At 70.1% G+C, this 22,147-nt stretch carries 18 protein-coding genes; 14 read left to right on the forward strand and 4 right to left on the reverse strand.

Going from position 1 to position 22,147, the window contains the following annotated elements; all coding sequences use genetic code 11:
• Nucleotides 1–21: 21 nt before the first annotated feature.
• Nucleotides 22–663 carry a hypothetical protein gene (locus F8O03_RS00295; RefSeq protein WP_151421895.1) on the forward strand — a complete coding sequence of 214 codons (642 nt, stop codon included), beginning with the start codon at nt 22–24 and terminating at the stop codon, nt 661–663.
• A gap of 48 nt (nt 664–711) precedes the next feature.
• On the forward strand, nt 712–1,419 hold the full coding sequence (locus F8O03_RS00300; protein WP_151421896.1) for a GOLPH3/VPS74 family protein: 708 nt from the start codon (nt 712–714) through the stop codon (nt 1,417–1,419).
• A 174-nt stretch (nt 1,420–1,593) separates the two neighbouring features.
• Here F8O03_RS00300 and F8O03_RS00305 read toward each other — a convergent pair whose 3' ends face one another.
• Both F8O03_RS00305 and F8O03_RS00310 read right to left on the reverse strand, forming a co-directional pair.
• A complete protein-coding gene (locus tag F8O03_RS00305) occupies nt 1,594–6,372 on the reverse strand; it encodes an NAD-glutamate dehydrogenase (protein ID WP_151421897.1) in 4,779 nt (1,592 codons plus the stop codon).
• Nucleotides 6,373–6,461: 89 nt separating this feature from the next.
• Nucleotides 6,462–7,508 (reverse strand): Gfo/Idh/MocA family protein, encoded by a 1,047-nt coding sequence (locus F8O03_RS00310; RefSeq protein ID WP_151421898.1) that lies wholly within the window; start codon nt 7,506–7,508, stop codon nt 6,462–6,464.
• 135 nt (nt 7,509–7,643) lie between these two features.
• Between F8O03_RS00310 and F8O03_RS00315 the strand changes: the two genes are divergently transcribed.
• The 4 genes from F8O03_RS00315 to F8O03_RS00330 all read left to right on the forward strand — a co-directional run bounded on the left by F8O03_RS00315 (nt 7,644) and on the right by F8O03_RS00330 (nt 12,342).
• Nucleotides 7,644–9,122, forward strand: a complete 1,479-nt coding sequence (locus F8O03_RS00315) for a hypothetical protein (RefSeq protein ID WP_151421899.1) — start codon at nt 7,644–7,646, stop codon at nt 9,120–9,122.
• A gap of 203 nt (nt 9,123–9,325) precedes the next feature.
• A complete protein-coding gene (locus F8O03_RS00320) occupies nt 9,326–10,429 on the forward strand; it encodes an amino acid ABC transporter permease (protein ID WP_208851762.1) in 1,104 nt (367 codons plus the stop codon).
• Complete coding sequence (locus F8O03_RS00325; protein ID WP_151421900.1) at nt 10,426–11,244, forward strand: amino acid ABC transporter ATP-binding protein; 819 nt, start codon at nt 10,426–10,428, stop codon at nt 11,242–11,244. The genes F8O03_RS00320 and F8O03_RS00325 overlap by 4 nt, the downstream gene beginning before the upstream one ends.
• Before the next feature lie 75 nt (nt 11,245–11,319).
• Nucleotides 11,320–12,342 carry an ABC transporter substrate-binding protein gene (locus F8O03_RS00330; protein WP_151421901.1) on the forward strand — a complete coding sequence of 341 codons (1,023 nt, stop codon included), beginning with the start codon at nt 11,320–11,322 and terminating at the stop codon, nt 12,340–12,342.
• Nucleotides 12,343–12,411: 69 nt separating this feature from the next.
• Here F8O03_RS00330 and F8O03_RS00335 read toward each other — a convergent pair whose 3' ends face one another.
• Entirely contained in the window at nt 12,412–13,458 is a 1,047-nt protein-coding gene (locus F8O03_RS00335; RefSeq protein ID WP_244295758.1) for an alpha/beta hydrolase, read from the reverse strand.
• 65 nt (nt 13,459–13,523) lie between these two features.
• Here F8O03_RS00335 and F8O03_RS00340 point away from each other — a divergent pair, with 65 nt between their 5' ends.
• From F8O03_RS00340 to F8O03_RS00380, 8 genes are all read left to right on the forward strand, one after another.
• Nucleotides 13,524–14,171 (forward strand): hypothetical protein, encoded by a 648-nt coding sequence (locus F8O03_RS00340; protein WP_151421902.1) that lies wholly within the window; start codon nt 13,524–13,526, stop codon nt 14,169–14,171.
• 54 nt (nt 14,172–14,225) lie between these two features.
• On the forward strand, nt 14,226–14,996 hold the full coding sequence (locus F8O03_RS00345; protein ID WP_151421903.1) for a lysophospholipid acyltransferase family protein: 771 nt from the start codon (nt 14,226–14,228) through the stop codon (nt 14,994–14,996).
• A complete protein-coding gene (locus tag F8O03_RS18175; protein WP_208851763.1) occupies nt 14,993–16,438 on the forward strand; it encodes a glycosyltransferase family 2 protein in 1,446 nt (481 codons plus the stop codon). Before F8O03_RS00345 ends, F8O03_RS18175 begins: the two co-directional genes overlap by 4 nt.
• Nucleotides 16,439–16,487: 49 nt before the next feature.
• Nucleotides 16,488–17,309, forward strand: a complete 822-nt coding sequence (locus F8O03_RS00360) for a hypothetical protein (protein ID WP_151421904.1) — start codon at nt 16,488–16,490, stop codon at nt 17,307–17,309.
• A gap of 399 nt (nt 17,310–17,708) precedes the next feature.
• A complete protein-coding gene (locus tag F8O03_RS00365; RefSeq protein ID WP_244295939.1) occupies nt 17,709–18,203 on the forward strand; it encodes a copper resistance CopC family protein in 495 nt (164 codons plus the stop codon).
• 49 nt (nt 18,204–18,252) lie between these two features.
• Nucleotides 18,253–18,846 (forward strand): copper chaperone PCu(A)C, encoded by a 594-nt coding sequence (locus F8O03_RS00370; RefSeq protein ID WP_151421906.1) that lies wholly within the window; start codon nt 18,253–18,255, stop codon nt 18,844–18,846.
• Nucleotides 18,846–20,111, forward strand: coding sequence for a Dyp-type peroxidase (locus F8O03_RS00375; RefSeq protein WP_151421907.1), 1,266 nt, complete (start codon nt 18,846–18,848; stop codon nt 20,109–20,111). The genes F8O03_RS00370 and F8O03_RS00375 overlap by 1 nt, the downstream gene beginning before the upstream one ends.
• Nucleotides 20,108–21,658 carry a PepSY-associated TM helix domain-containing protein gene (locus tag F8O03_RS00380; protein ID WP_151421908.1) on the forward strand — a complete coding sequence of 517 codons (1,551 nt, stop codon included), beginning with the start codon at nt 20,108–20,110 and terminating at the stop codon, nt 21,656–21,658. Before F8O03_RS00375 ends, F8O03_RS00380 begins: the two co-directional genes overlap by 4 nt.
• Here F8O03_RS00380 and F8O03_RS00385 read toward each other — a convergent pair.
• Nucleotides 21,594–22,094 carry an MSMEG_6728 family protein gene (locus F8O03_RS00385; RefSeq protein ID WP_151421909.1) on the reverse strand — a complete coding sequence of 167 codons (501 nt, stop codon included), beginning with the start codon at nt 22,092–22,094 and terminating at the stop codon, nt 21,594–21,596. The genes F8O03_RS00380 and F8O03_RS00385 overlap by 65 nt on opposite strands.
• Nucleotides 22,095–22,147 lie beyond the last annotated feature (53 nt).

Consider the following 22,147-nt stretch of genomic DNA (forward strand, 5'->3'; position numbering starts at 1 on the left):
TGAGTGATCCCAGGAGGATTCATGAAGAGAACGAGAAGAGCGGCGATGCTCGTGTGTGCAGGGGTCGCGGTGACGCTGGGGTTGCTCGGCTGCAGCGGCACCGATCAGGGAGGAGTCACTGGAGGCGAAGTTGCCGGTTCAATGCTCGGCCAGATCATCAGCGACGGCTTGACGAACGCGAAGTCGGAAACGCAGAGAGAAGTGCTCGCGAAGGCTCAGGAGACGGGCGTCATCAGCGAATCGGACTGGAAGGAGGCCAACGCGCGATACGCCGAATGCATGAACGATAAGGGCTACAACGCCGAGATCGTGTACGAAGGGGCGGATGCGTTCCTCCAGACCGAGGAAGCTGCCGGGCAGGGTGACGATCAGGGGGCCGCACCAGATGGCGCGGTGCAAGAGGATGGTCACGAGTGTTACGACAAGACCAGCGCGTTCATCAATGAGGCATATTCGCTCATCAACGGGGGCCAATCAGCGGTCAGCCCAGAGGAGATGCAACGCGCGGTCCTGCAGTGCCTCATCGACCGTGAACTCGTGCCAGCAGACACCACGTACGAGGAGTTTGTCGCCGACCTCGAACAGAACGATGGCAAGCAGTACTCGCCGCAGAGCACCGAGGAAGGCGATCCGTTCGCGGCATGCTGGATGGAGAACTCTTAGGCGCGTTCGTCGGAGGCGCCCTTCAGTCTTGTTCCCTAGCGTCGGGTCATGGACACCGCAGGGGAAGCGACCGTGACCGTGCCGCAGGCCGTGTTCCTGCTGGCTCTCGACGACGAGACGGGGAGGCCGCTCGTCGACAGGTCTGCGTTTGCGCAGGTGCTGTCGGCGGCCGGCCTCATCGAGCTCATCATGCTCGGCAGGCTCCGCATCGCGGGACCAGCAGGGACCGAGGAGGGGGTGGATGCTGACGCGAAGCCCGGCACGTTCGTCGCGGTTGGCCAGCCCCTCGACCCGGTCGCCGCTGGCGCTGACCTCGAGGCGCTCGTCGAGATCGCAGTGGGCCGCAAGCCAGACGCGGCGGTGAAGCTCAGGGAGGGCATCGCTGAAGAGTTCGTCGACGCGGGCGTGCTCGGCCACGAGGAGAAGAAGTTCCTCGGCGGAACCTTCTCGGAGCGGTGGCCGCGCGGCGGGAACGCGCAGCTCGAGGATTCGGTCCAGGCGGAGGCCAGAGCGCTGCTGACGGGCGACGCGGAACCGCGAGAGGCAGACCGGGTCGCCGCTGCGCTCGCGCTGCTCCACGCGGTGCGGGTGCTGCCGCGCGTGTTTCCCGACCTCGACCGTGCATCCATCTCGAAGCGCGCTGAGGAAGTCGTCGACTTGGCCGCTGTCGCGGGCGAGCTCGGCAAGATGATCCGCGAGGCGCAGCTCTCGGTGATCCTCACCCTGTCGACGCTCGCCATCACGACGCGAGACTGACCGCTCCCGAGCCGCCGACGCTTGCTGCCTCGGGCCCTCACCTCTGAAACTCGGGATGGAAAAATCGCTTCGTGTTGGGAAGTTTTCCTCAACGAAGCGATTTTCCCATCCCGAGACGGATCGCCGGGCGGGCGGACCCGGACGGGAGCGTGACCGGGCGAGCGCGCCCGCGCCTCAGCGCACGAGCGAGCGCAGGCGGCGCAGCGCGACGGACAGCGTGGCGAGGCCCGTGTCGTCGCCCGCGTGCACCGCATCCGACGCCTCGTCGAGCGCGCGTGTGGCGGTCGGGCCGAGCCCGGCGATCCACGCGTCGACGCGCGCGTCGGCTTCGGCCCGCTCGGTCTGCGAGATGACGGATGCGGCGAGCTCGACCATGACGGCGTAGAGGTCGTCGCGCATCGCGGCGCGGGCCATGGACCCCCAGCGGTCGTCCTGCGGCAGCGCCGTGACGCGCGTGAGCATGTCGTCGAAGCTGACGCGGGCCGACAGCGAGTAGTAGACGCCCGCGAACTCCTCGAGGTCCCAGCCCTCGTTCCCAGCGCGCTCGATGATGTCGAGCAGCGGCATGAGCTCGAGGAGACCAGCTCCGCGCAGCGCAAGCGCTCGCGGCACCCCGGCCGCCTCGAACTCGCTCACGCGGTCCGCGAAGCGCTCGCGTTCCACGCCCTGCTGCAGTTCGCCGATCCGCGACGCGAACTGAGCGACCGGTTCGGTGAAGCGCGTGATCTCCTCGCCGATGTCGATGCGGTCTGGCCGGTGCTGCACGAACCAGCGGGTGGCCCGGTCGAGCAGGCGACGGAAGCCGAGGTACAGCTCGGTCTGCGTCGCCGTCGAGACGACGTTGTCGGTGGCCTCGATCTCGACGACGAACCCTCGCAGGTCGAAGATCTCGCGTGCCGCGACGTAGGCGCGCGCGATCTCCTCGCTCGTGGCGCCCGTCTCGTCGGCGGCGCGGTAGGCGAACGTGATGCCGCCCCGGTTGACCATGGAGTTCACGACGGAGTTGACGACGATCTCCTGCCGCAGCGGATGCGCGTGCAGGTCGGGTCCGTACTGCTCGCGCACCTCGGCAGGGAAGTACTCGGCGAGGGTGTTCGAGAACCAGGGGTCGTCGGCGAGCTCGGTCGTGGCGAGGTCGCTCTTGAGGGCGAGCTTGGCGTAGGCGACGAGCACGGAGAACTCGGGTCGCGTCAGGCCGCGGCCATCCTCGATGCGGCGCTTGATCTCGGCGTTGCTGGGCAGGAACTCGAGCTCGCGGTCGAGCTCGTCGCGTTCCTCGAGCCACGTGATGAGGCGCTTGTGCGATGGCAGCATGGAGGCGGCGTTCGAGCGCGAGTTGCCGAGCAGCACGTTCTGCTCGTAGTTGTCGCGCAGCACCTGGGCTGCGACCTCATCCGTCATCGCCCGCAGCACCTCGTTGCGCGCCTCCCGGTCGAGGCGACCGTCGCGTTCGACGGCACCGAGGAGGATCTTGATGTTCACCTCGCGGTCGGAGGTGCCGACACCCGCGGAGTTGTCGATGGCGTCGGTGTTCAGGCTCACGCCGGCGAGGGCGGCCTCGATGCGGCCGCGCTGGCTCACGCCGAGGTTGCCGCCCTCGCCCACGACCCGGAGTCGCAGCTCGCGGCCGTCGACGCGGATCGCGTCGTTGCCGCGGTCGCCGATCTCCGCGTTCGTCTCGTCGCTCGCCTTGATGTAGGTGCCGATGGCGCCGTTCCAGAGCAGGTCGACGGGTGCCAGGGGCACGGCCTTCTTCAGCTCGAGCGGGGTGAGGCGCTGCACGTCGGCCTCGAGGCCGAGCGCCTCCCGCATCTGCGGGGTCACGGGGATGGATTTCTGCGTGAGCGGGAAGATCCCGCCGCCCTCCGACATGACGCTGCGGTCGAAGTCGTCCCAGGAGGAGCCGGGGAGGTCGAAGAGCCGCTGGCGCTCGGCGAACGTGGCCGCGGCATCCGGGTTCGGGTCGATGAACACGTGCCGGTGGTCGAACGCCGCGACGAGGCGGATGTGCTCCGAGCGCAGCATGCCGTTGCCGAAGACGTCGCCCGACATGTCGCCGACCCCGACGACCGTGAAGTCCTGGGTCTGCGTGTCGTGCCCCATCTCCCGGAAGTGACGCTTGACCGACTCCCACGCGCCGCGCGCGGTGATGCCCATGCCCTTGTGGTCGTACCCGGCCGAACCGCCGGACGCGAACGCATCGGCCAGCCAGAAGTCGTAGCTCTCGGAGATGCCGTTGGCGATGTCAGAGAACGAGGCGGTGCCCTTGTCGGCGGCGACGACGAGGTACGGGTCGTCGCCGTCGTGGCGGACGACGTCGGTCGGCGGCACGATGTCGGTGCCGACGCGGTTGTCGGTGATGTCGAGGAGGCCGCGGATGAAGGTGCGGTAGGCCGACTTGCCGGCCTCGAGCCACGCGCCTCGGTCGCTCGGGGAGGGCAGCTGCTTCGCGAAGAAACCGCCCTTCGACCCGGTCGGCACGATGACGGCGTTCTTCACCATCTGCGCCTTCACGAGGCCGAGCACCTCGGTGCGGAAGTCCTCGCGTCGGTCGCTCCAGCGCAACCCGCCTCGTGCGACGCGGCCGAAGCGCAGGTGCACGCCCTCGACCTCGGGCGAGTACACCCAGATCTCCGCCATCGGATGCGGCTTCGGGAGCCCGGGGACGCGTGTGCAGTCAAGCTTCATGGAGACCCAGTGCTTCGGCTTGCCCTCCGCATCCACCTGGTAGAAGTTCGTGCGCCAGGTGGCATCGACGATGCCGATCATCGAGCGCAGGATGCGGTCCTGGTCCAGGCTCGCGACGTCGTCGAGCGCGGCCTCGAGCCGTGCCGCCACCGCGCCGAGCTGGGCGTCTCGGTCGCCGCCCAGCTGAGGGTCGAACTTCGTCTCGAAGAGCCGCACGATGTCGGCGGCGATGGCGGGGTTCCCGGTGAGCGCCTGCTCGATGTACTCGACGGAGAAGGTCGCGCCGATCTGGCGCAGGTACATGCTGATGGCGCGGAGGATCACGATCTGGCGCCAGCGGAGCCCACCCAGCAGCACGAGCGAGTTCAGCCGGTCGGTCTCGGATTCTCCCGACCAGACGGCGCTGAAGACCGACTCGAGCTCGGCGCCCCAGTCGGCGTCGTTCCAGACCTCCGCGGCTGGCGCGGTGAGCCCGAAGTCCGAGATGTGCAGGTTCGTGCCGTCCGGCAGGGTGATGACGTACGGATGCTCGTCGACGACGTCGACCCCGAGGTCGGTGAGCGCGGGGAGGACTCTCGTGATGGGGTACACGTGGTGGGACGCGAACGTGAAGTAGCGCTTCCCGGGTTCGTCGTGCTCGGGGGCGTAGAGGTGCACGGCGAAGGGCGTCTCCTCGTCGAGCTGCTCGAGCAGCGCGATGTCGTGCACCGCATCCTCGGGTGGGATGTTCTCCTTGTACCCCTCGGGGAACGCGGACGCGTACCGGCCGAGGATCTCCGCCGCACGCTCCTCGTCGTAGATGCGGTGCAGGCCATCCACGAGCTCCTCGTCCCAGCCGCGGATGGCGCGCTCGATGCGCGGCTGCAGGTCCTGCTCGCTGACCTCGGGCAGCGGGACGCCCTTCGGGGCGCGCACCACGAAGTGCAGCTGGGCGAGCGGGGATTCGCCGACCCTCGTTGCGTGGTCGACCTGGCTGGCGTCGAAGGTCGTGCGCAGAAGCTCCTCGATGCGGAGGCGAACCGTCGTGTTGTAGCGGTCGCGTGGCAGGTAGATGAGGGCTGAGACGAAGCGGCCGAACTCGTCGCGGCGCAGGAAGATGCGGTAGCGGCGCCGCTCGCGCAGGCGGCTCACTTCGGAGGCCACGGCGTGGAGGTGCTCGACGCTGTCCTGGAAGAGCTCGTCGCGCGGGTACTGCTCGAGGGTCTGCAGCAGGTCTTTGCCGGAGTGGGAGTTCGGGGCGTGGCCGGATGCCTGCAGCACGGCGCGCACCTTCGCGCCGACGATCGGCAGCGTGAGGACGGACGCCGCGTAGGCGACCGACGTGAACATCCCGAGGAAGCGCAGCTCGCCCGTGACGTTGCCCGCCTCGTCGAAGCTGCGGATGCCGATGTAGTCGAGGTACACGTCGCGGTGCACGGTGGCTCGCGAGTTGGCCTTCGTGATCGTGAGGAGTCGCGGTTCCCGCGCGGTGCGCTGCGCTTCGGGGGTGAGGCGGGTGCTGGCGGTGGACGGCCTGCGCAGGATGCCGAGCCCGGTGTGGGGGAGCGGGCGCAGCACCTCCTGGCCTTCCTCGTCCGTCTCGAGGGCGTATTCGCGGTAGCCGAGGAACGTGAAGTTGTCTTCGGCGAGCCAGGTCAGGAACTCGACGGCGGAGGCGATCTCCTCCTGCGTGACGCTCGTGGGCGGTTCGGTGCGCAGGTCGGTGACGAGGTCGAGGCAGGCGCGGCGCATGGGGCGCCAGTCGGCGACGGCGGCGTGCACGTCGGCGAGCACGTTGCGAAGCCGGTCGGCGAGCTCCTCGCGGCCTTCGTCTGTGGCGACGCGGTCGACTTCGAGGTGGATCCACGACTCGAGCTCGCCGCCGTGCGTGTGCATCTCGAGCAGCTCGCCGTCGTCGTCGCGGCGCACGGAGACGACGGGATGCGCGAGGAGGTGAACGGCGAGCCCCTGCCGCGCGACGGCGGCCGTGACGGAGTCGACGAGGAAGGGTGCGTCGGCCGTGCAGATGTCGACGATCGTGCGCCGCGAGCTCCAGCCGTCCTCCTTGAGGGTGGGCGTGAAGACGGCGATGAGGGTCTCGTCGCTGCGCCGGCGCGAGGCGAGTCGTCGCATGGTGGCGGCGGCTCCGACGATGTCGCGTGGCTCGCGAGTCGCGATGTCGTCGGCATCGACGTCGTCGATCAGCCGCTCGAGGCCTGCCCGGATGCTCGGCTCGACGTCGTCGAGCGCTTCGCGCAGTCCGGTGAATTCAGTTCCGTGGATCATGCCCTACCCCTTTACAGGCGGGCCCTCATTGGCCCGCCGTCGCACCCCGTGCCTCGATGGTAGCCGGGGCGGGAGGGCTCGGGTGCCGCTCAGAGGGTGACGGTGCGTCTCGTGCGGGCGCTCTCGCGGGCCGCATCCAGGATCTCGACCGTGTGCACGGCCTGCTCGAGTGGCACCGGCGCAGGTCCCTCTCCTCGGACTGCGGCGAGGAACTGGCGGTAGAACTCCGAGTAGTGGCCGCGCGCGGAGGGCACGGCGGTGCTGCCGGCCGCGGTGTGCAGGATGCCCCAGCGCCCCTCGGCTTCGATGCCCCAGTCCGTGGCGGCCGCGGCGGATGCGGGGCGCAGGCCGGCGTCGATCTGCGCGGTCTGCACGTCGTCCATGTGCGACTCGTACGAGCCGAGGTCGCCGTAGGCGATGAGCTCGCGGCCTTCGAGGTGGTTGATCTTGCTGGACGCGACACGGGAGAAGACGCCGTTCGCGTGGTGAAGGGCGACGTCGAAGCCGCAGTCGACGTCGACGCCGTCGACGGTCGCGGTGTCGAGGTGGGCGCTCACGCGCTCGACGCGGCCGAAGAGGAACGCCATCTGGTCGACGAGGTGGCTGCCGAGGTCGCGCAGCAGGCCGTGGGCCGGCCCGGTCTCGAGGGTGCCCGAGTCGTCCTGGTCCATGCGCGAGGAGACGCGCCAGATCTCGCCGAGGCTGCCCGCGTCGATGGTCTGCTTGAGCGTGACGAGGTCGGTGTCCCAGCGGCGGTTCTGGTAGGCGGTGAGGATGCGCCCGCTGCGCGCGGCGGCGGCCTGCAGCTCGCGTGCGCCTTCGGCCGTCGGAGCGAAGGGCTTGTCGGCGACGACGTGGACGCCCCGCTCGAGGGCTTGGAGCACGAGCTCGCGGCGTGTATCCGGAGGCGTGGTGATGACAACCGCGTCCACTCCGGAGTCGAGGAGGGCATCCAGGGAGTCGAACGCCGCAACTCCCGGAGCCTCGGTCGCGAGGATCGCGCGCCGCTGGGGCGAGCGGGTGACGACCCCGGCCAGCTCCCAGCCCTCGACGGCCTGGATGTAGGGCACGTGGAAGCGGTGGCCTCCGGCTCCGTATCCGACGACGCCGATGCGAGATGGGGTGGATGCGCTCATGGGGCTCTCTCTGTTGCACCGACGGCTGGTTCTAATGACAGGACAAGGGTAGGTCAGGGGTGGTCGGGCGGCAACGGCTCGAGTGTCGGAGGTGTGGTGTTGAATGAGCGCAGACAGGAAACAAGGGGTGCGACCGTGGTTGAAGGCAGGAACGGGTATACGCCGCCCGCGGACTACCGGGCACCCGACTTCGTGCGGCAGTGGTCGGACTCCGCGACCCGGGGTGCCGATCGCATCGAGCAGGAGCGCGAGCAGCGCACGAGAGACGGCGAGCGCGACGCCGCTCAGCGCGCCCAGGACGGGCAGCGCGCGCTCGAGCAGAGCTCGCAGGACGCGCAGCGGGCCGCCGGTCAGGTTGCTCGGGATGCGCAGCGCGCGGCCGAGCAGCTCGCGCGCGACGAGGGTCGGGCCGCGACGAGCACCGCCGCGCGTGCCTCCTACGACCTCGACCGCAGCGGGGAAGGCGTGCAGCGTGGCCTCGCCTACTCGCACGGCTCAGCGAACGATGCGCTGCTCCGTCGGCGCGCGCAGCCGCCGACGCAGGCACCGTCGTCGGCCCCGACTCCGCATCCGGGCCAGGCCCCCAGCGCAGGCCAGGCGCCGGTTCCCCCTCCCGCTCCGCAGCAGGCCACACCGGGTGTGCACCCGACGCCCGCCGTTCCCAAGAGCCGCGCTGCTAAAGGGCCGGCCGCGAAGAACGCCGCCCATCTGGGGCAGCCGGGTCTCGGGCCCGGGTTCGCAGTGTTCGCCGGGCTCGCGGCTGTCGTCTCGGCGTTCCTCGGGTACTGGATCCCGGTGGTCATCGCGATCATGTTCTCCGCCGGCCCCATCAAGCGCGGCTTCACGTCCGGGGCGAAGGGCATCGCCGTGTCGATCCTCGCCATCCTGCTGCTGGCGGCGGGCGCCGCTGTCCAGATCCTGCAGGTGCTTCCCGGCGCCTCAGGCACCGACGAGACCGAGGCCGTCACCGAGTCGACACCGGTCGGGTTGGAGGGCGACCCCATCGAGTCGGGCACCCTCCCCGAGTTCACCTTGCAGGCCGGGAGCCCCGTCGGAGGATTCGGCGAAGCCAACCTCGATGTCGTGCTGCCGGAGGGCGCCGGACAGCTGGCTGTGCTGCAGGTCGACGACAAGGTCGGTGGCCTCAGCGCCTCCATGTACAGCGGCGATCAGGTGGTCGAGTTCCAGTACCTGGAGCGGGCGACCGGCGGCACGGCGCAATGGCTCATCAACACCCAGGCGGCCTTCGAGCAGTCGTTCGGCGACGACCTGACGTCGCTGGTCGTCGACCGCATCACGATCATGAGCGAGGGGGAGTGGACGGCCGAGATCCTGCCGGTCTCGGTGCTCCCTCCGTTCGACGTGGCGCTCGACGGGGTCGGCCCGGGGCTCTACCTCTACACGGGTGCTGGCGGAGAGGCATCGATCACATCAAGCGACTACGGCAACTTCGCGATGACGGTGCACAGCTCGGAGTTCGACTACATCACCGCGGAGATCCCGGAGGTCCAGGCGAGGACCTGGCCGGCAGGCCCCTTCGTCATCGAGGTCGTCGAGGCGAACAAGATCGACGGCACACCCCTGCCCTGGAGCATCCAGGTCGCGAGCCCCTAGCTCCCGCGAGCCGCCTGCTCGCTGACCGTCCACCTGGCGACGGCGTGACCGCGTGTGACGCAGCACTGCGCCGCGCGACCCTCTCGGAACTCCCGCGTACCGGCCGCTACTGACGGGCATCCGCTCGCCAATACCTTCTCGACATGCCCTCGAATCCGAGGGCCAGCCCCTCCGCCCGGAGGGTCCGCCGAGAGGAGAACGCGATGTCACAGATCGACACCGCACCGACCACCGACAACCCGCCGTCGACACCGCCGGACGACGCCACACCATTGGCGAGCCGCCGGATGCAGACGCTCGGGCCCGGTGAGCACCTCAAGGTCGTGCACCCGAAGCACTGGGTGCTGTGGATCCTCTCCGCCGTCGCCGTGTTCGCGGTCGCCCAGTTCGCGTGGTCGCTCGTCACGAACCAGCGCTACGAGTGGAACGTCTTCGGCGAGTACTTCTTCAGCCCGATCGTCGTCAACGCGCTCATCCTGACCCTGCAGCTGACGGTGCTCTCCGGCGCGATCGGGTTCATCCTCGGCGCCCTCCTCGCCGTCGCCCGCCTCTCGAAGTCGCCACTGCTGAACTCCCTCTCGTGGAGCTTCATCTGGTTCTTCCGCTCCGTGCCGCTCGTCGTGCAGCTCGTCGTCTGGTACAACCTCGGCTACCTGTACCCGACGCTCGGGCTCGGGACGCCGTTCACGACCGACTTCTGGCTCGTCGAGTTCCCGACGGTGCAGCTCATCTCCTCGTTCGCCGCCGCGACGCTCGGCCTCTCCCTGCACCAGGCGGCCTACTCGGCGGAGATCATCCGCGCAGGGATCCTCTCGGTCGACCAGGGCCAGCTGGAAGCATCCGCTGCGCTCGGCCTCCCCCGCCGGTACCGCTTCTTCCGCATCATCCTGCCGCAGGCGGCACGCGCCATCACGCCGAACGCCTTCAACGAGATCATCGGCCTCGTCAAGGGCACCTCCGTGGTGTTCGTCGTCGCGCTGCCCGAGCTGTTCTACACGGTGCAGGTCATCTACAACCGCAACCAGCGCATCATCCCGCTGCTGCTCGTCGCGGTCGTCTGGTACGCCATCATCACGACGCTCCTCTCGATCGCCCAGTACTACATCGAGCGGCACTTCTCGAAGGGCGCGCACCGCGAGCTGCCGCCGACGCCCATCCAGAAGGCCAGGGCCTGGATCTCCGAGAAGTGGGCGCTGCTCGACGACGGTGAGCAAAGCGGAGGCAGAGAGAACCAGCGCGAGGGCCCGGAGAAGCCGGACGGGGACGTGCGGACCGCGGAGATCAAGAAGGACGTGAGCGAAGCATGAGCCAGGCAACCATCAACCGGAACGTTGAAGCCGAACTCGAGCGCAGCAGCGCAGCATCCGGGCAGGTCAGCGTGTGCGGCGTGAGCAAGTCGTACGGCACCCATGAGGTGCTGCACGACATTGACCTCGAGATCGAGCCTGGCGAAGTCGTCGCCCTCCTCGGCCCCTCGGGCTCGGGCAAGTCGACGCTGTTGCGCACCATCAACCACCTCGAATCCGTCGACGGCGGATCGATCCTCATCGATGGCGAGTACATCGGCTACGTCAGGAAGGGAGACCGCCTCTTCGAGCTGCGCGAAGCAGAAACGCTTCGCCGCCGTACGAGGGTTGGCATGGTCTTCCAGAACTTCAACCTGTTCCCGCACCTCACGGCCCTGCAGAACATCACGGCGGCCCCGGTCGCGCTGCAGCGGGCGTCGAAGACGGATGCGGATGCGCAGGCCCGGGCACTGCTCAAGCGGGTGGGACTCGAGGGCAAGGAGCAACACTACCCGCGTCAGCTCTCCGGCGGGCAGCAGCAGCGCGTCGCGATCGCGAGGGCGCTTGCCCTCAAGCCTGACGTGCTCCTCTTCGACGAGCCGACGAGCGCGCTCGACCCGGAACTGGTCGGCGAGGTGCTCGACGTGATCCGCGAGCTCGCCCACGGCGGCACGACGCTCGTCATCGTGACGCACGAGATCGGCTTCGCACGCGAGGTCGCCGACCGCATCGTGTTCCTCGACGCGGGTCGCATCATCGAGCAGGGCACGCCGGAGCAGGTGCTCACGAACCCGCGGCACCCCCGGACGCAGGACTTCATCCGCAAGGTGCTCTAGCTCGCAGCGGGCGCACCTCTTCCCTCATTCCTCTTCAGAACTTCAGCAACGCATCCACCCCGAAAGGTGCCTCTCATGGCAAAGCTCAACAAGAAGAAGGTCGGCGTCATCGCCGGCGGTGTGGCGGCACTCGCCGTCATCGGCGTCGTCGCCACGACCCTCATCGTCAATGGCCAGTCGGCCCCGGTCACGGCAGCCGAGCCCGACGGGGCCCAGCCGGCAAGCGGACTCATCGAGTTCGACCTGACCAGCGCCAACGTCGACGGCCGCCCGCAGATCGACCCGGTGCCCGAGGCCATCGCCGCGCTCGAGGCGTCCGGCTGGCAGCCCGCGGAGGCCGGCAAGCTCACGGTCGTCGGCAGCGCGTACATCCCGCCGCTCAGCTTCCTCGCCGAGGACGACAACGTGACGCGCCTGGGCAGCGAGGCCGACTTCGCGCAGCTCATCGCCGACGGGCTCGGCCTCGAGCTCAAGGGCGAGGTCGCGGCGTGGGCCGACTGGCCGCTCGGCGTGCAGTCGGGCAAGTACGACCTGATCACGTCGAACGTCACCGTCACGGAGGAGCGCAAGGACCTCTTCGACTTCGCCACGTACCGCGAGGACGTGCTGGGCTTCTACGTGAAGGCCGACAGCGAGATCGAGTCGATCACCGAGGCCAAGGACGTCGCGGGTCTCTCGGTCATCGTCGGCGCAGGGACGAACCAGGAGAAGATCCTCGTCGCCTGGGATGAGGAGAACAAGGCCGCCGGGCTCGAGCCGGTCGACTTCCAGTACTACGAGGACGACGCTGCGGGCACCCTCGCGCTGCAGTCGGGTCGGGTGGATGCGACCTTCGGCCCCAACGCGACCGCTGCGTTCAAGGCGGCGAGCGACGGCGAGACGAAGCTCGTCGGCACCATCAACGGCGGCTTCCCCGCGAACGCGCAGATCGCCGCAGGAACCGCGAAGGGCAACGGTCTCATCGAAGCCGTCGAGATCGTCCTCGACCATGCCATCGAGAACGGCCAGTACGACGCCATCCTCGACCGCTGGGGCCTGCAGGACGAGCGCATCGACACCTCCGAGGTGAACCCGGCGGGTCTCCCGCGCGAGGAGTAGCCACCTCGCACCCGTCAGTGACGGAACCCGCCGTGTCCTCGGAGCCCGAGGGGCGGCGGGTTTCCGCGATCAGTCGGAAGACGTGACCGACTTCAGGAAGTCGATGGTCGACGCGAGCGCGTTCTGCGCATCCGTCCCCTCGAGCTTGAACTGGTACTCGTGCTGCAGCGCCGGCTCGTGATCCTCCGGGTAGAAGACCGTCGTGACCGGCACGCCGAGGCCCTGCAGCTTCTCGGCGAACGGCTGCGACTGGTTCGCGGTCAGCGGGTCATCGTTGCCGCCCGAGATCCACGTCTGCGGGAAGTCGGCGGTCACCGAGTCGAGGGTCGACATCTCCTGCCCGGCGGGAGTGTCCGACCAGTCCTTGTCGCCCTGGTAGGCCCACAGCGCGATCCGGAAGCCGTAGCCGCCGAGGCCGGGCGCGTTCGGGATGCCGCTCACGTCGTAGATGCCGCAGTTCAGCACCATCCCGGCGAGCTGGTCTTGGGCGAGCGCTGGCGTGATGCCGACGAGCTCCGCGTATGCGGGGTTGGTGGACATCGTCGCGAGCTGGCTCGCGAGCTGCGCGCCCGCGGAATCGCCGGCGAGGATGATGCGGTTCGGGTCGATGTTGTACTCCGCGGCGTGTTCCGTGAGGTGCGCGAGGGCATCGTTGAGCTGCGTGAGCGCCGTCGGGTACGTCGCCTCCGGCGCCACGGTGTAGTTGACAGCGACCGTCGTGAAGCCCTCCGCGGCGAGGATCTGCACGTAGGGGTCGACGTTCTGCTTGCCACCCGAGATCCACGCGCCCCCGTGAATCCACACCACGGTCGGCAGCGGCTCCGTCGTGCCCGCAGGCGAGTAGAGGTCGAAGGTCGTGTCCGAACCGCCATCGCCGTACGGCACGTCGAGCTGCGACTGCAGGCTGTCAGCGGTTGGCGCGAAGGCCTCCATCTCGGTCACGGTGCGCTTCGCGTCCAGCTCGAACAGCGCACGGATCACCATGGCGGCCGGCCAGGGCGTCGACACCCAGATGATCGCGCCGACGAGACCGGCCGACAGCACGCCGAGGGGCACCGTCCTGCTCTTGCGGCGGTACCAGGGCTTCTTCGGCGTGACACTGCGGGGGATGCTCACGCGGCCATTCTTCCAGTACGCGTTCCATGCAGACGCACACCGCCGTGTTGTCCGCGAGCCTGGGAATGCAATATGTTGCAGATCACCCCCCTCCCCGATGCACTGACGCCGCGCCGACCGCCCAGATCGGTGGCGTTCCGGCGAGCATCCCGACGCCGAACGGCCCAGACATGTACGCCCTCCTCGTGATCCTCCAGACGGTGGTGCTCCCGTTGCTCTTCGGGGGTGTGCACCTGGGCGTCGCGGGCGGCAACCCCGCGCTCGTCTTCGGGATCTGGTTCGCGTTCTGGGGTGTCGGGTCGCGTCTCATCGTCGCGGGCATCAGCCAGCTCACGAACCCGCTCCGCACCACGCAGACCATCCTCGGGGCCGCAGGCGAGGAACACGACGAGCCCGAGGAGCACGCGGTCGGGGCGGGCCCGCAGACGCTCACCGAGACCGGCCCTGCGACCGGCACTGCGACCGCGCAGGTCGTGCAGGAGCTCGGGCTCGCGAACCTCAGCCTGGGCGCCGTCGCGCTGGTCTCCTCACTGGTCCCCGGCTGGGGACTCATCGGCGCGCTGCCCGGCGCGATCTACCTGGGCCTCGCGGGCATCAGGCACCTCGCGAAGCGCGACAAGAGCAGCAACGAGCTCGTCGCGACCTGGACCGACCTGCTGGTCTTCGTGATCGTCGTGGGTGGCGTCGTCGCGGCCGCCCTCCGCGGCTGGTGAGCGACCCGCTTCCCGGCTCGTCGCATCGCGCGCTGCGATAGCGTCGAGCACACCATGATGCTTCGCCTGGCTCGCGCGCTGCTCGTGCGCAGCGCCGTGCGCGACGTGCGGACGGGGCTCCTGTCGATCGCCGTCACCGGCCAGCCGCCAGGAGGCGGAGCGGTGCTCGCCGCCAACCACGGCTCGTGGTGGGACGCCTATCTCATCGGGCTCTACGCCAGGAACACCGGGTTCGACGTGGCCGTCATGATGGGCGATGAGCAGCTGCGCCGCTTCCCGTTCCTGCGGCTCGTCGGGGCAGTGCCCCCACGGGCGGTTCGCACGCTCGCCGACCGTGCACGCTCCGGCGACTGGGCCCTGATCTTCCCGGAAGGCGAGCTGCGGGCGGGCCGCGGGCTCGCGTCGCTGCATCCGGGAGCCGAGTGGGTCGCGAGGCGCGCCGAGGTTCCGCTTGTCCCCGTCGCCATCCGGGTCGTCATGCGCGGGGCGGCCAAGCCCGAGGCGTTCATCCGCTTCGGCGCTCCCGTGCGCCCCGAGCAGCTCGCAGTCGCGCTCGGGTCGATGCTGGAGGAGCTCGACAGAGCCCTCGACGCCGCCGACCCCGCACGACCCCTGCCGGGGTACCGCATCGTGTTCGACGCGCAGCGATTCCGTCGCGACAGAGTCGGCTTCGCCGGGCGGATGCTCGCGTTCCTGACCAGGCCGGAGGGCTTCCGAGCGAGACCGGCGGGCCTGGGGATGAAGCCCCGGAGCGGCGGGGCTCGACGGGGTCGACGGGGTCGACGGGGTCGCCGGGCGTATCCGGGCGAGCGGGGCGGCCAGTGAACCGGTCGCGCCTGAGCAGTGCCGTCGCGGGAATCTCGGCCGCGTACCTCGGCGCGCGGGCTGTCGTGCTGCTCGCGAACGCGCTGACGCAGCCGAGCCTGCGGGCGGCGGCCGGGACGGCAACCGACCGTGCCCGTGCCCGTGCCCGTGCCAGTGCTGGGGCCGGGCGTGGATCGTCGGTCTCGCCTGCTTCGGCTGAGCGCTCGGGCCGTGCATCCACTCCGCGGGTCCTGCTGCTGATTCCCGCCCGCGACGAGGAATCGACGCTACGGGAGACGCTGCCCGGATTCCTGGGTCAGGGAGCCGACGAGGTGGTGGTGCTCGACGACGACTCGGCCGACGCGACCCGTGCGGTCGCCGAGGCCGCTGGGGCCCGCGTGCTTCGGGGTACGCCGCGTCCGGAGGGGTGGACGGGCAAGAACTGGGCGTGCGCGCAGCTCGCCGCCGCCGCTGGACACCCCGAGTCCGCCGATCGGTGTCCAACATCAGTGCACATCGAGCCCTTCCCGGCGCTTTCGGCCCAGAATCGGGCAGAAGTGCACTCAAGTTGGTCAGGCTCGCGCGAGCCCCACCCGACGCCAGGAGCGCCAGAGACGCCAGGAGCGCCAGAGACGCCAGAAGTGCCAGAGTCGCCAGAGACGCCCGCGCTCGCAGAGCCGTCCGGGATCGCCGAACCGCCCGAGTCGCCGAGCCCCGACGATGTGCTCGTCTTCACGGACGCCGATGTGCGCTGGAATCCCGGTGCGTTGGATGCGCTGCTGGCGACACTGCGCGCGACCCGAGCTGACCTCCTCACGGTCTTCCCGCGCCAGGAGACGCGGACCCTCGGCGAGCGACTCATCACGCCCTTGAATGACGCGGTCGTGCTCGGCTCGGTGCCCGTGGCCCTGCACGGGCGCCGTGCGCCGGTCGTTGCGAACGGCCAGGTCATGGCGTTCACTCGCGCCGCCTACGCCCGCATCGGTGGGCACGCGGCGGTGAGCGGTGAGCTCGTCGAGGACATGCGCCTCGCCGAACGGATGCGCGCCGCTGGCGGCCGAGTTGTGACGGCCCGGGGTGGGAGCGCGATCGGGGTGCGCATGTACGACGGGTACCGGAGCTCGGTGCGTGGTTTCGCGAAGTCGCTCCTCGGCCTCCATCACGGGTCGCGGGCCCTGATGTTGGCGACGAGCCTCCTGACGGTCTGCGTCTACACGCTGCCGTGGCTGCTGCGGGTCTGGCCCGGCGCGGGGGAGTCCAGCACGACCGGGCGCATCCTGCGGCTCGTGCGGATCGTGGGCCTGCTCGATCGCACGGTTTCGAACCTCATCGTGGGACGGCGACGCCCTCTGGACCTGGCCGAGGGGCTGCTCGGCCCGCTCAGCCCGCTGCTGGTGCTGCCCGTATACGCGTTGGCGGGGCGCCGCCGCGTCGCGTGGAAGGGCCGCGCCTACGAGGCGTGACCCATCTGCCGCGTCTACGAGCAGTAGAAGACGTGCGTAGACTTCTGGGGTGACCTCCGCCGGCCTGCTGACCCCCGCCGTGGGGGAAGTGGACCCGCTCGACCTCGACCTCGACCTCGACCTCGACCTCGACCTCGACAGGGACCCCGGCCTCGCAGCGCCGGTCGATGCGCGGCCTCGAGACGCCGCGCGGGTGCGCCGCGTTCGGCTCGCGTTCGTCGCGGCTTCGGTCTCCACCTTCATCGCGTTGGCCTCGCACGTCTTCGCCGGCGGCGGCATGCCCGGCCCGCTCGGTGTCGCTCTGCCGTTTGCGCTGGCCGTGCTCGCCTGCCTGCTGCTGGCGCGCATCCGCACCGACTCGCTCCGCCTCGCGCTCTCAGTCGGCGCGAGCCAGTTCCTCTTCCACACGCTGTTCGTGCTCGGCACGCCGCCAGCTGCCGGCGGTTCGGCCAGCGCTGCGGATGCGCACGTCGGGCACGCCGGCCACGGCCAGCTCGCCGCCTCGTCGGCGATGGCGGACTTCGCGGCGGGCGCTGGCGTCGGCTCCTCGACCTCCGCGCCGCACCTGGGACATGACGGCCCGCTCATGTGGGCGATGCACGCGTTCGCCGCGGTGCTCACGGCGCTTGCCCTGTACTTCGGGGAGGCCCTCCTCGCGAGCGTGAGCCGCGCCGCCGTCGAGCTGCTGCGGCCGCTCGTTCGCAGCATCTCCCTGTTCCTCGTTCGCGCTGTGCGCCCCGCCGCGGTGACCGATTCGGCGCCGCTCGACTTGCCCTGGGTGCCCGCGCTGCCGGTGCGCGCTGAGCGCACCCTGCGGCGCCGAGGCCCGCCCGCGGTCGCGATGCTCCCAGCATTCGCGACCTCGAACTAGCGCCGCAGCTCTCTTCTCAGCTTCCCTGCTGAGCCGCTGTCTGGTGCCGGTCGGCGTCGATCATTCTCCGTCCGCGACGCTCGCGCGCCTTCCGCGCGCCGTCTTCGTGCGCGGGCGGACAGACCCGAGGAACACTCGAGATGTCTTTCGACTCAGCACCAACATCTACAACCTCACCTCTCACGACAGCACACCCCACGCGACCCACTACAACGTCGACCATCCGACTTCACCGCACCACGGCCCCGTGGCGCCGTCCCGGGGCCGCAGCCTCCGCAGTGATCGCACTGCTGATGGCCTGTCTCCTGGGCTTCGCGGGCGCCGCGCCCGCGCAGGCGCACGACCAGCTCATCGAGCTCGCCATCGCCGGACGCGTCGCTCGACACGTCACCGCCTGACATCACGCTCAGCTACTCCGCGAACATCATGGAGATCGGCCCGATGATCGTGCTCCAGGACGCCGCGGGCCGCGACTGGGCGACCGGCGAGCCCGTCATCGACGGGACGACGGTCACGAGCACCATCGACGATGCCCTGCCCGACGGCGCGTACACCGTCAACTGGCGGGTCGTCTCCTCGGATGGGCACCCGATCACGGGCACGATCCAGTTCACGGTCGGCGACCCGACGGACGCGGATGCGTCCGCGGAGCCGGCATCCTCGGACCCGGCCGCCACCGTGGAGGCACCCTCCGCGTCCGGGTCGCCCTCGGGGGCGACGACCCAGCCGACGGCCGAGATCACCTCCCAAGACGCGTTCGACGTGCCGCGGATGCTGCTCATCGGCGGGCTCGGCGCGATCGTCGCGCTCGGCGTCGCCTGGCTGATCGTCCGGGCACGCAAGGGCGGTCGGCCGCAGCCCGAATCGGCTGAGGCCGATACCGATGCGCGCTGACACCGCCGCCACTCCTCCTCTCTTCTCTCTCCGCAAAGGAACCACGCTCATGACCCGCACCACCACGACCCTCCATCGGCCCCTCGCGGCTGCAGCCTTCCTCGCCGCTGCGGCGCTCGCCCTCACCGGATGCGCGGCCGCGAGCTCGACGGCCACCCCCGACGCCGCCTCGGCGGGGCTCGCCGCCGACTCCGTCACCGTCGAGAACGCCTGGGTCAAGGCCGCCGACTCCGGCATGTCCGCGGCGTTCGGCGAGATCGAGAACACGGGTGCGGGGGACGTGACGATCGTGTCGGTCGCGAGCCCAGCATCCACTGCCCTGGAGCTGCACGAGACCGTCGAGAACGAGACGGGCGAGATGACGATGCGTGAGAAGGGCGGCGGGTTCACGATCGCCCCCGGTGAGACGCTGACGCTCGAACCAGGGGACAACCACATCATGCTCATGGACCTGCCCGAGCCCGTTGTCGCGGGGGACGAGCTGAGCTTCACGCTCACGTTCTCGGACGAGTCGACGCTCGACTTCACGGCTCCGGCGAAGGACTACGCCGGCGCCAACGAGAACTACGAAGACGGCGACATGGAGATGGACCACTCCGAGATGGACCACTCCGAGCACGGCGACGACGCGGACAACAGCTAGTGCCCGGCGACCAGAGCCCTGGTCGCCCCCGCCCGACTCGGCGACAGCTCCTCTTCGGGGGTGCTGTCGCCGGGTTCGGCGCGGCCGCGGCCGTCGGCGCCGACCAGGCGATCCGCCTGGCGGGACGCCCGGGGCCAGCGGGAGCGGCGGATGCGGCTGCCGACGCGAGCCCGGCCGGTGACGGTGAGCTGACCGGTTCAGGCGTCGTCCCGTTCTACGGGCCGCACCAGGCGGGCATCGCGACGCTGCCGCAGGCGCACGCGACGCTCGTCGCCCTCGATCTGCGCGACGGCATCAACCGCGACGGACTGCGGCGACTCATGCAGCTCCTGACCGACGACGCGGCGCGCCTCACCCGCGGTGAGCCGGCGCTGGCCGACTCAGAACCCGAACTCGCGCACGTTCCGGCCAGCCTGACGGTGACGTTCGCGTTCGGTCCCGAGTTCGTGCGGCGTGCATCCACCGCTGCAGTGCAGGCGCCCGCGTGGCTGCGCCCATTGCCGGCGTTCGGCATCGACCGGCTGGAGGCGGCGTGGAGCGACGGCGACCTGCTGCTGCAGGTCGCGGCCGACGACCCGTTCACGGTCGCCCACGCGGTGCGGATGCTGCTGAAGGACACGCGCAGCTTCGCGACGGTGCGGTGGACGCAGCCCGGGTTCCGGCGTGCGCGCGGATCGGAGGCCCCGGGCACCACGATGCGGAACCTGTTCGGGCAGGTCGACGGCACCGTCAACCCGGCGCCTCCGACGCTCGACTTCGAGCAGCTCGTGTGGATTCGCGAGGGCGCGTTCGCCGGCGGGACGGGCATGGTCGTGCGGCGCATCCGCATGGACCTCGACAAGTGGGACAGGCTCGACCGCAGCGGACGCGAGCAGTCGGTTGGCCGCACCCTCGCGAACGGTGCCCCGCTGACCGGCGCCGAGGAGCGCGACGAGCCCGACTTCGCGGCCAAGAACGCGGCCGGGTTTCCCGTCATCGCGGAGTTCTCGCACCTGCGGCGGGCGCGCTCGGAGAACACGTCGGAGCGGTTCTTCCGCCGCGCCTACAACTACGATGACGCGCCGAGCAGGGAGCAGATCTCGAACTCGGGGCTGCTCTTCATCGCCTTCCAGGCGGACGTGGACGCGCAGTTCGTGCCCATCCAGCAGCGCCTCGACGAGCTCGACCTGCTCAACGAGTGGACGACCCCGATCGGGTCTGCGGTGTTCGTCGTGCCGCCCGGATGCGCGGAAGGCGGTTACGTCGGCGAGGGGATCCTCGGATGAGCGGACCGCGACCGCGCGCCCGCCGCGTCTCGAGCACGGGGTGGCTCGGGCAGCTGCTGATGCGCCTCCACTTCCTCGCGGGCGTCTTCGTCGGCCCGTTCATCCTCGTGGCGGCGCTGAGCGGTGCGCTCTACGCGCTGACCCCGCAACTCGAGCAGCTCGTCTACGACCACGAGCTGCATGCGCCCGTGGCCGAGAGCTCTCTGCCGCTGGCGGAGCAGATCGAGGCGGCCGATGCCTACGTCGGGCAGGGCGAGACGATCGTCGCCGTCCGTCCGGCCCCGAATCCGGGTGACACGACGAGGGTCATGTATGCGGATGCAGCGCTCGGGGAGAGCACGACGCGGGCGGTCTTCGTCGATCCCGCGACGGCGGAGATCCGCGGGGACCTGCCCGCGTACGGCACCTCGGGTTCGCTGCCGCTGCGCACCTGGATCTCGGACCTGCACCGCAGCCTCCACCTCGGCGACGCGGGCCGCCTCTACAGTGAGCTCGCGGCGTCCTGGCTCTGGGTCGTCGCGCTCGCCGGGGCCGGACTCTGGGCGACCAGGTATCGGCGCGCGCGACGGGCGAGACGCGCCTCGCAGCGACGCGACCTGCTGCGGCCCAACCTCAAAGCAGCGGGGTTCGCGCGCACCCGAAGCCTGCACGCATCCACCGGCATCTGGGTGCTGGCCGGGGCACTCTTCCTCTCAGCGACGGGCATCACCTGGTCCCAGTACGGGGGCGCGAACTTCACGGAGCTGCGCGCGGCCGTGGGATGGACGACCCCCGCGCTGAGCACGAGCCTCGACGGAGCGAGCGACGCGGCCGCAGATGAGCACGCAGAGCATGCCGGCCACGGCCACGGGGGTGGGGCGCCGAGCACCAGAGTCGGCGAGCTGAGCCCGGGCGCCTACGACTCGGTGCTGTCTGTCGCCCGCGAGGTGAACGTCGACACCGGGCTCGTCGAGATCCGGCCCCCGGCGCAGCCCGGGGCGGCCTGGGTCGTGCAGGAGATACAGCGCAGCTTCCCGACGGAGGTGGATGCGGTCGCCGTCGACGGCAGGACGATGCAGGTGGTCGACCGGGTCGACTTCGCCGAGTTCGGGCTGGTCGCGAAGCTCAGCCGCTGGGGCATCGACCTGCACATGGGCTCGCTGTTCGGCCTCGTCAACCAGCTGGCGCTCTTCGCGGTGGCGGTGGGTATCGCGGCGATGGTCGTGTGGGGCTACGCGATGTGGTGGCAGCGTCGGCCGAGGCGCGACCCGTCGCGGCTCGTCGGCGCCGCTCCTCCTCGCGGAGCGCTGCGGCGCGCCCCGTGGTGGGGTGCGCTGATCGCGCTCGCCGCGGCCGTGGCACTCGGCATGTTCCTGCCGCTGATGGGGGTGAGCCTGATCGTCTTCCTGGCCGTCGACGTCACGGTCGGGCTGCTCGCTCGTCGGCGATCGCGTTCCGGGGCGCGGCCGTCCGACCTGCCGCGCGGTCAGCGGGCCGTCGGGGTCAGTCCTGCGAGCGATGGCTCGAGAGCGGGTCGGAGCGTGGGTTCGAGCTCGGACTCGAGGTGACGCCGGGCCACACGTAGTCGAGGCCGCGTTCCGCGTCGGGGAACAAAGCGCCGTAGAACTCCTCGTCCTTGGCGATGAGCTTCGAGCGGTGCGACTCGTGGAGTGCCTCGTCGCCCAGCCAAGGTGGAGGGCCGGACACCCTGAAGTCCGGCCCTCTGCTGGCCGCCGCCTCCTCGAAGACGGCAAGCGTCTTCTCGGCGCAGGTGTCGGCGTAGCCGCGTCCAACCCATTCCGCGCAGAACGCGCCCTGGTAGTCGAGGAGGGCCCGTTCGTAGCCGATCCACATCTTCACGACGGGATGCTGCTGCCACCCGTAACCGGGCACGGTCAGCGCCTTCATGACCTGCAGGGTCTCGACGCGCTGCTTGCCGAGGCGCTGCCGGTCGAGCACCCGCGCGGACTCGCCGAAGTCTGCGTAAGGGAGGAACGTCTGCATCGACCTGTTGTATCGCGCGAGCATCAGCGGATGCGGGGAGCTGGGTGGCAGGT

This window comes from Pseudoclavibacter terrae (genome assembly GCF_008831075.1).
GTDB classification, from domain to species: domain Bacteria; phylum Actinomycetota; class Actinomycetes; order Actinomycetales; family Microbacteriaceae; genus Pseudoclavibacter; species Pseudoclavibacter terrae.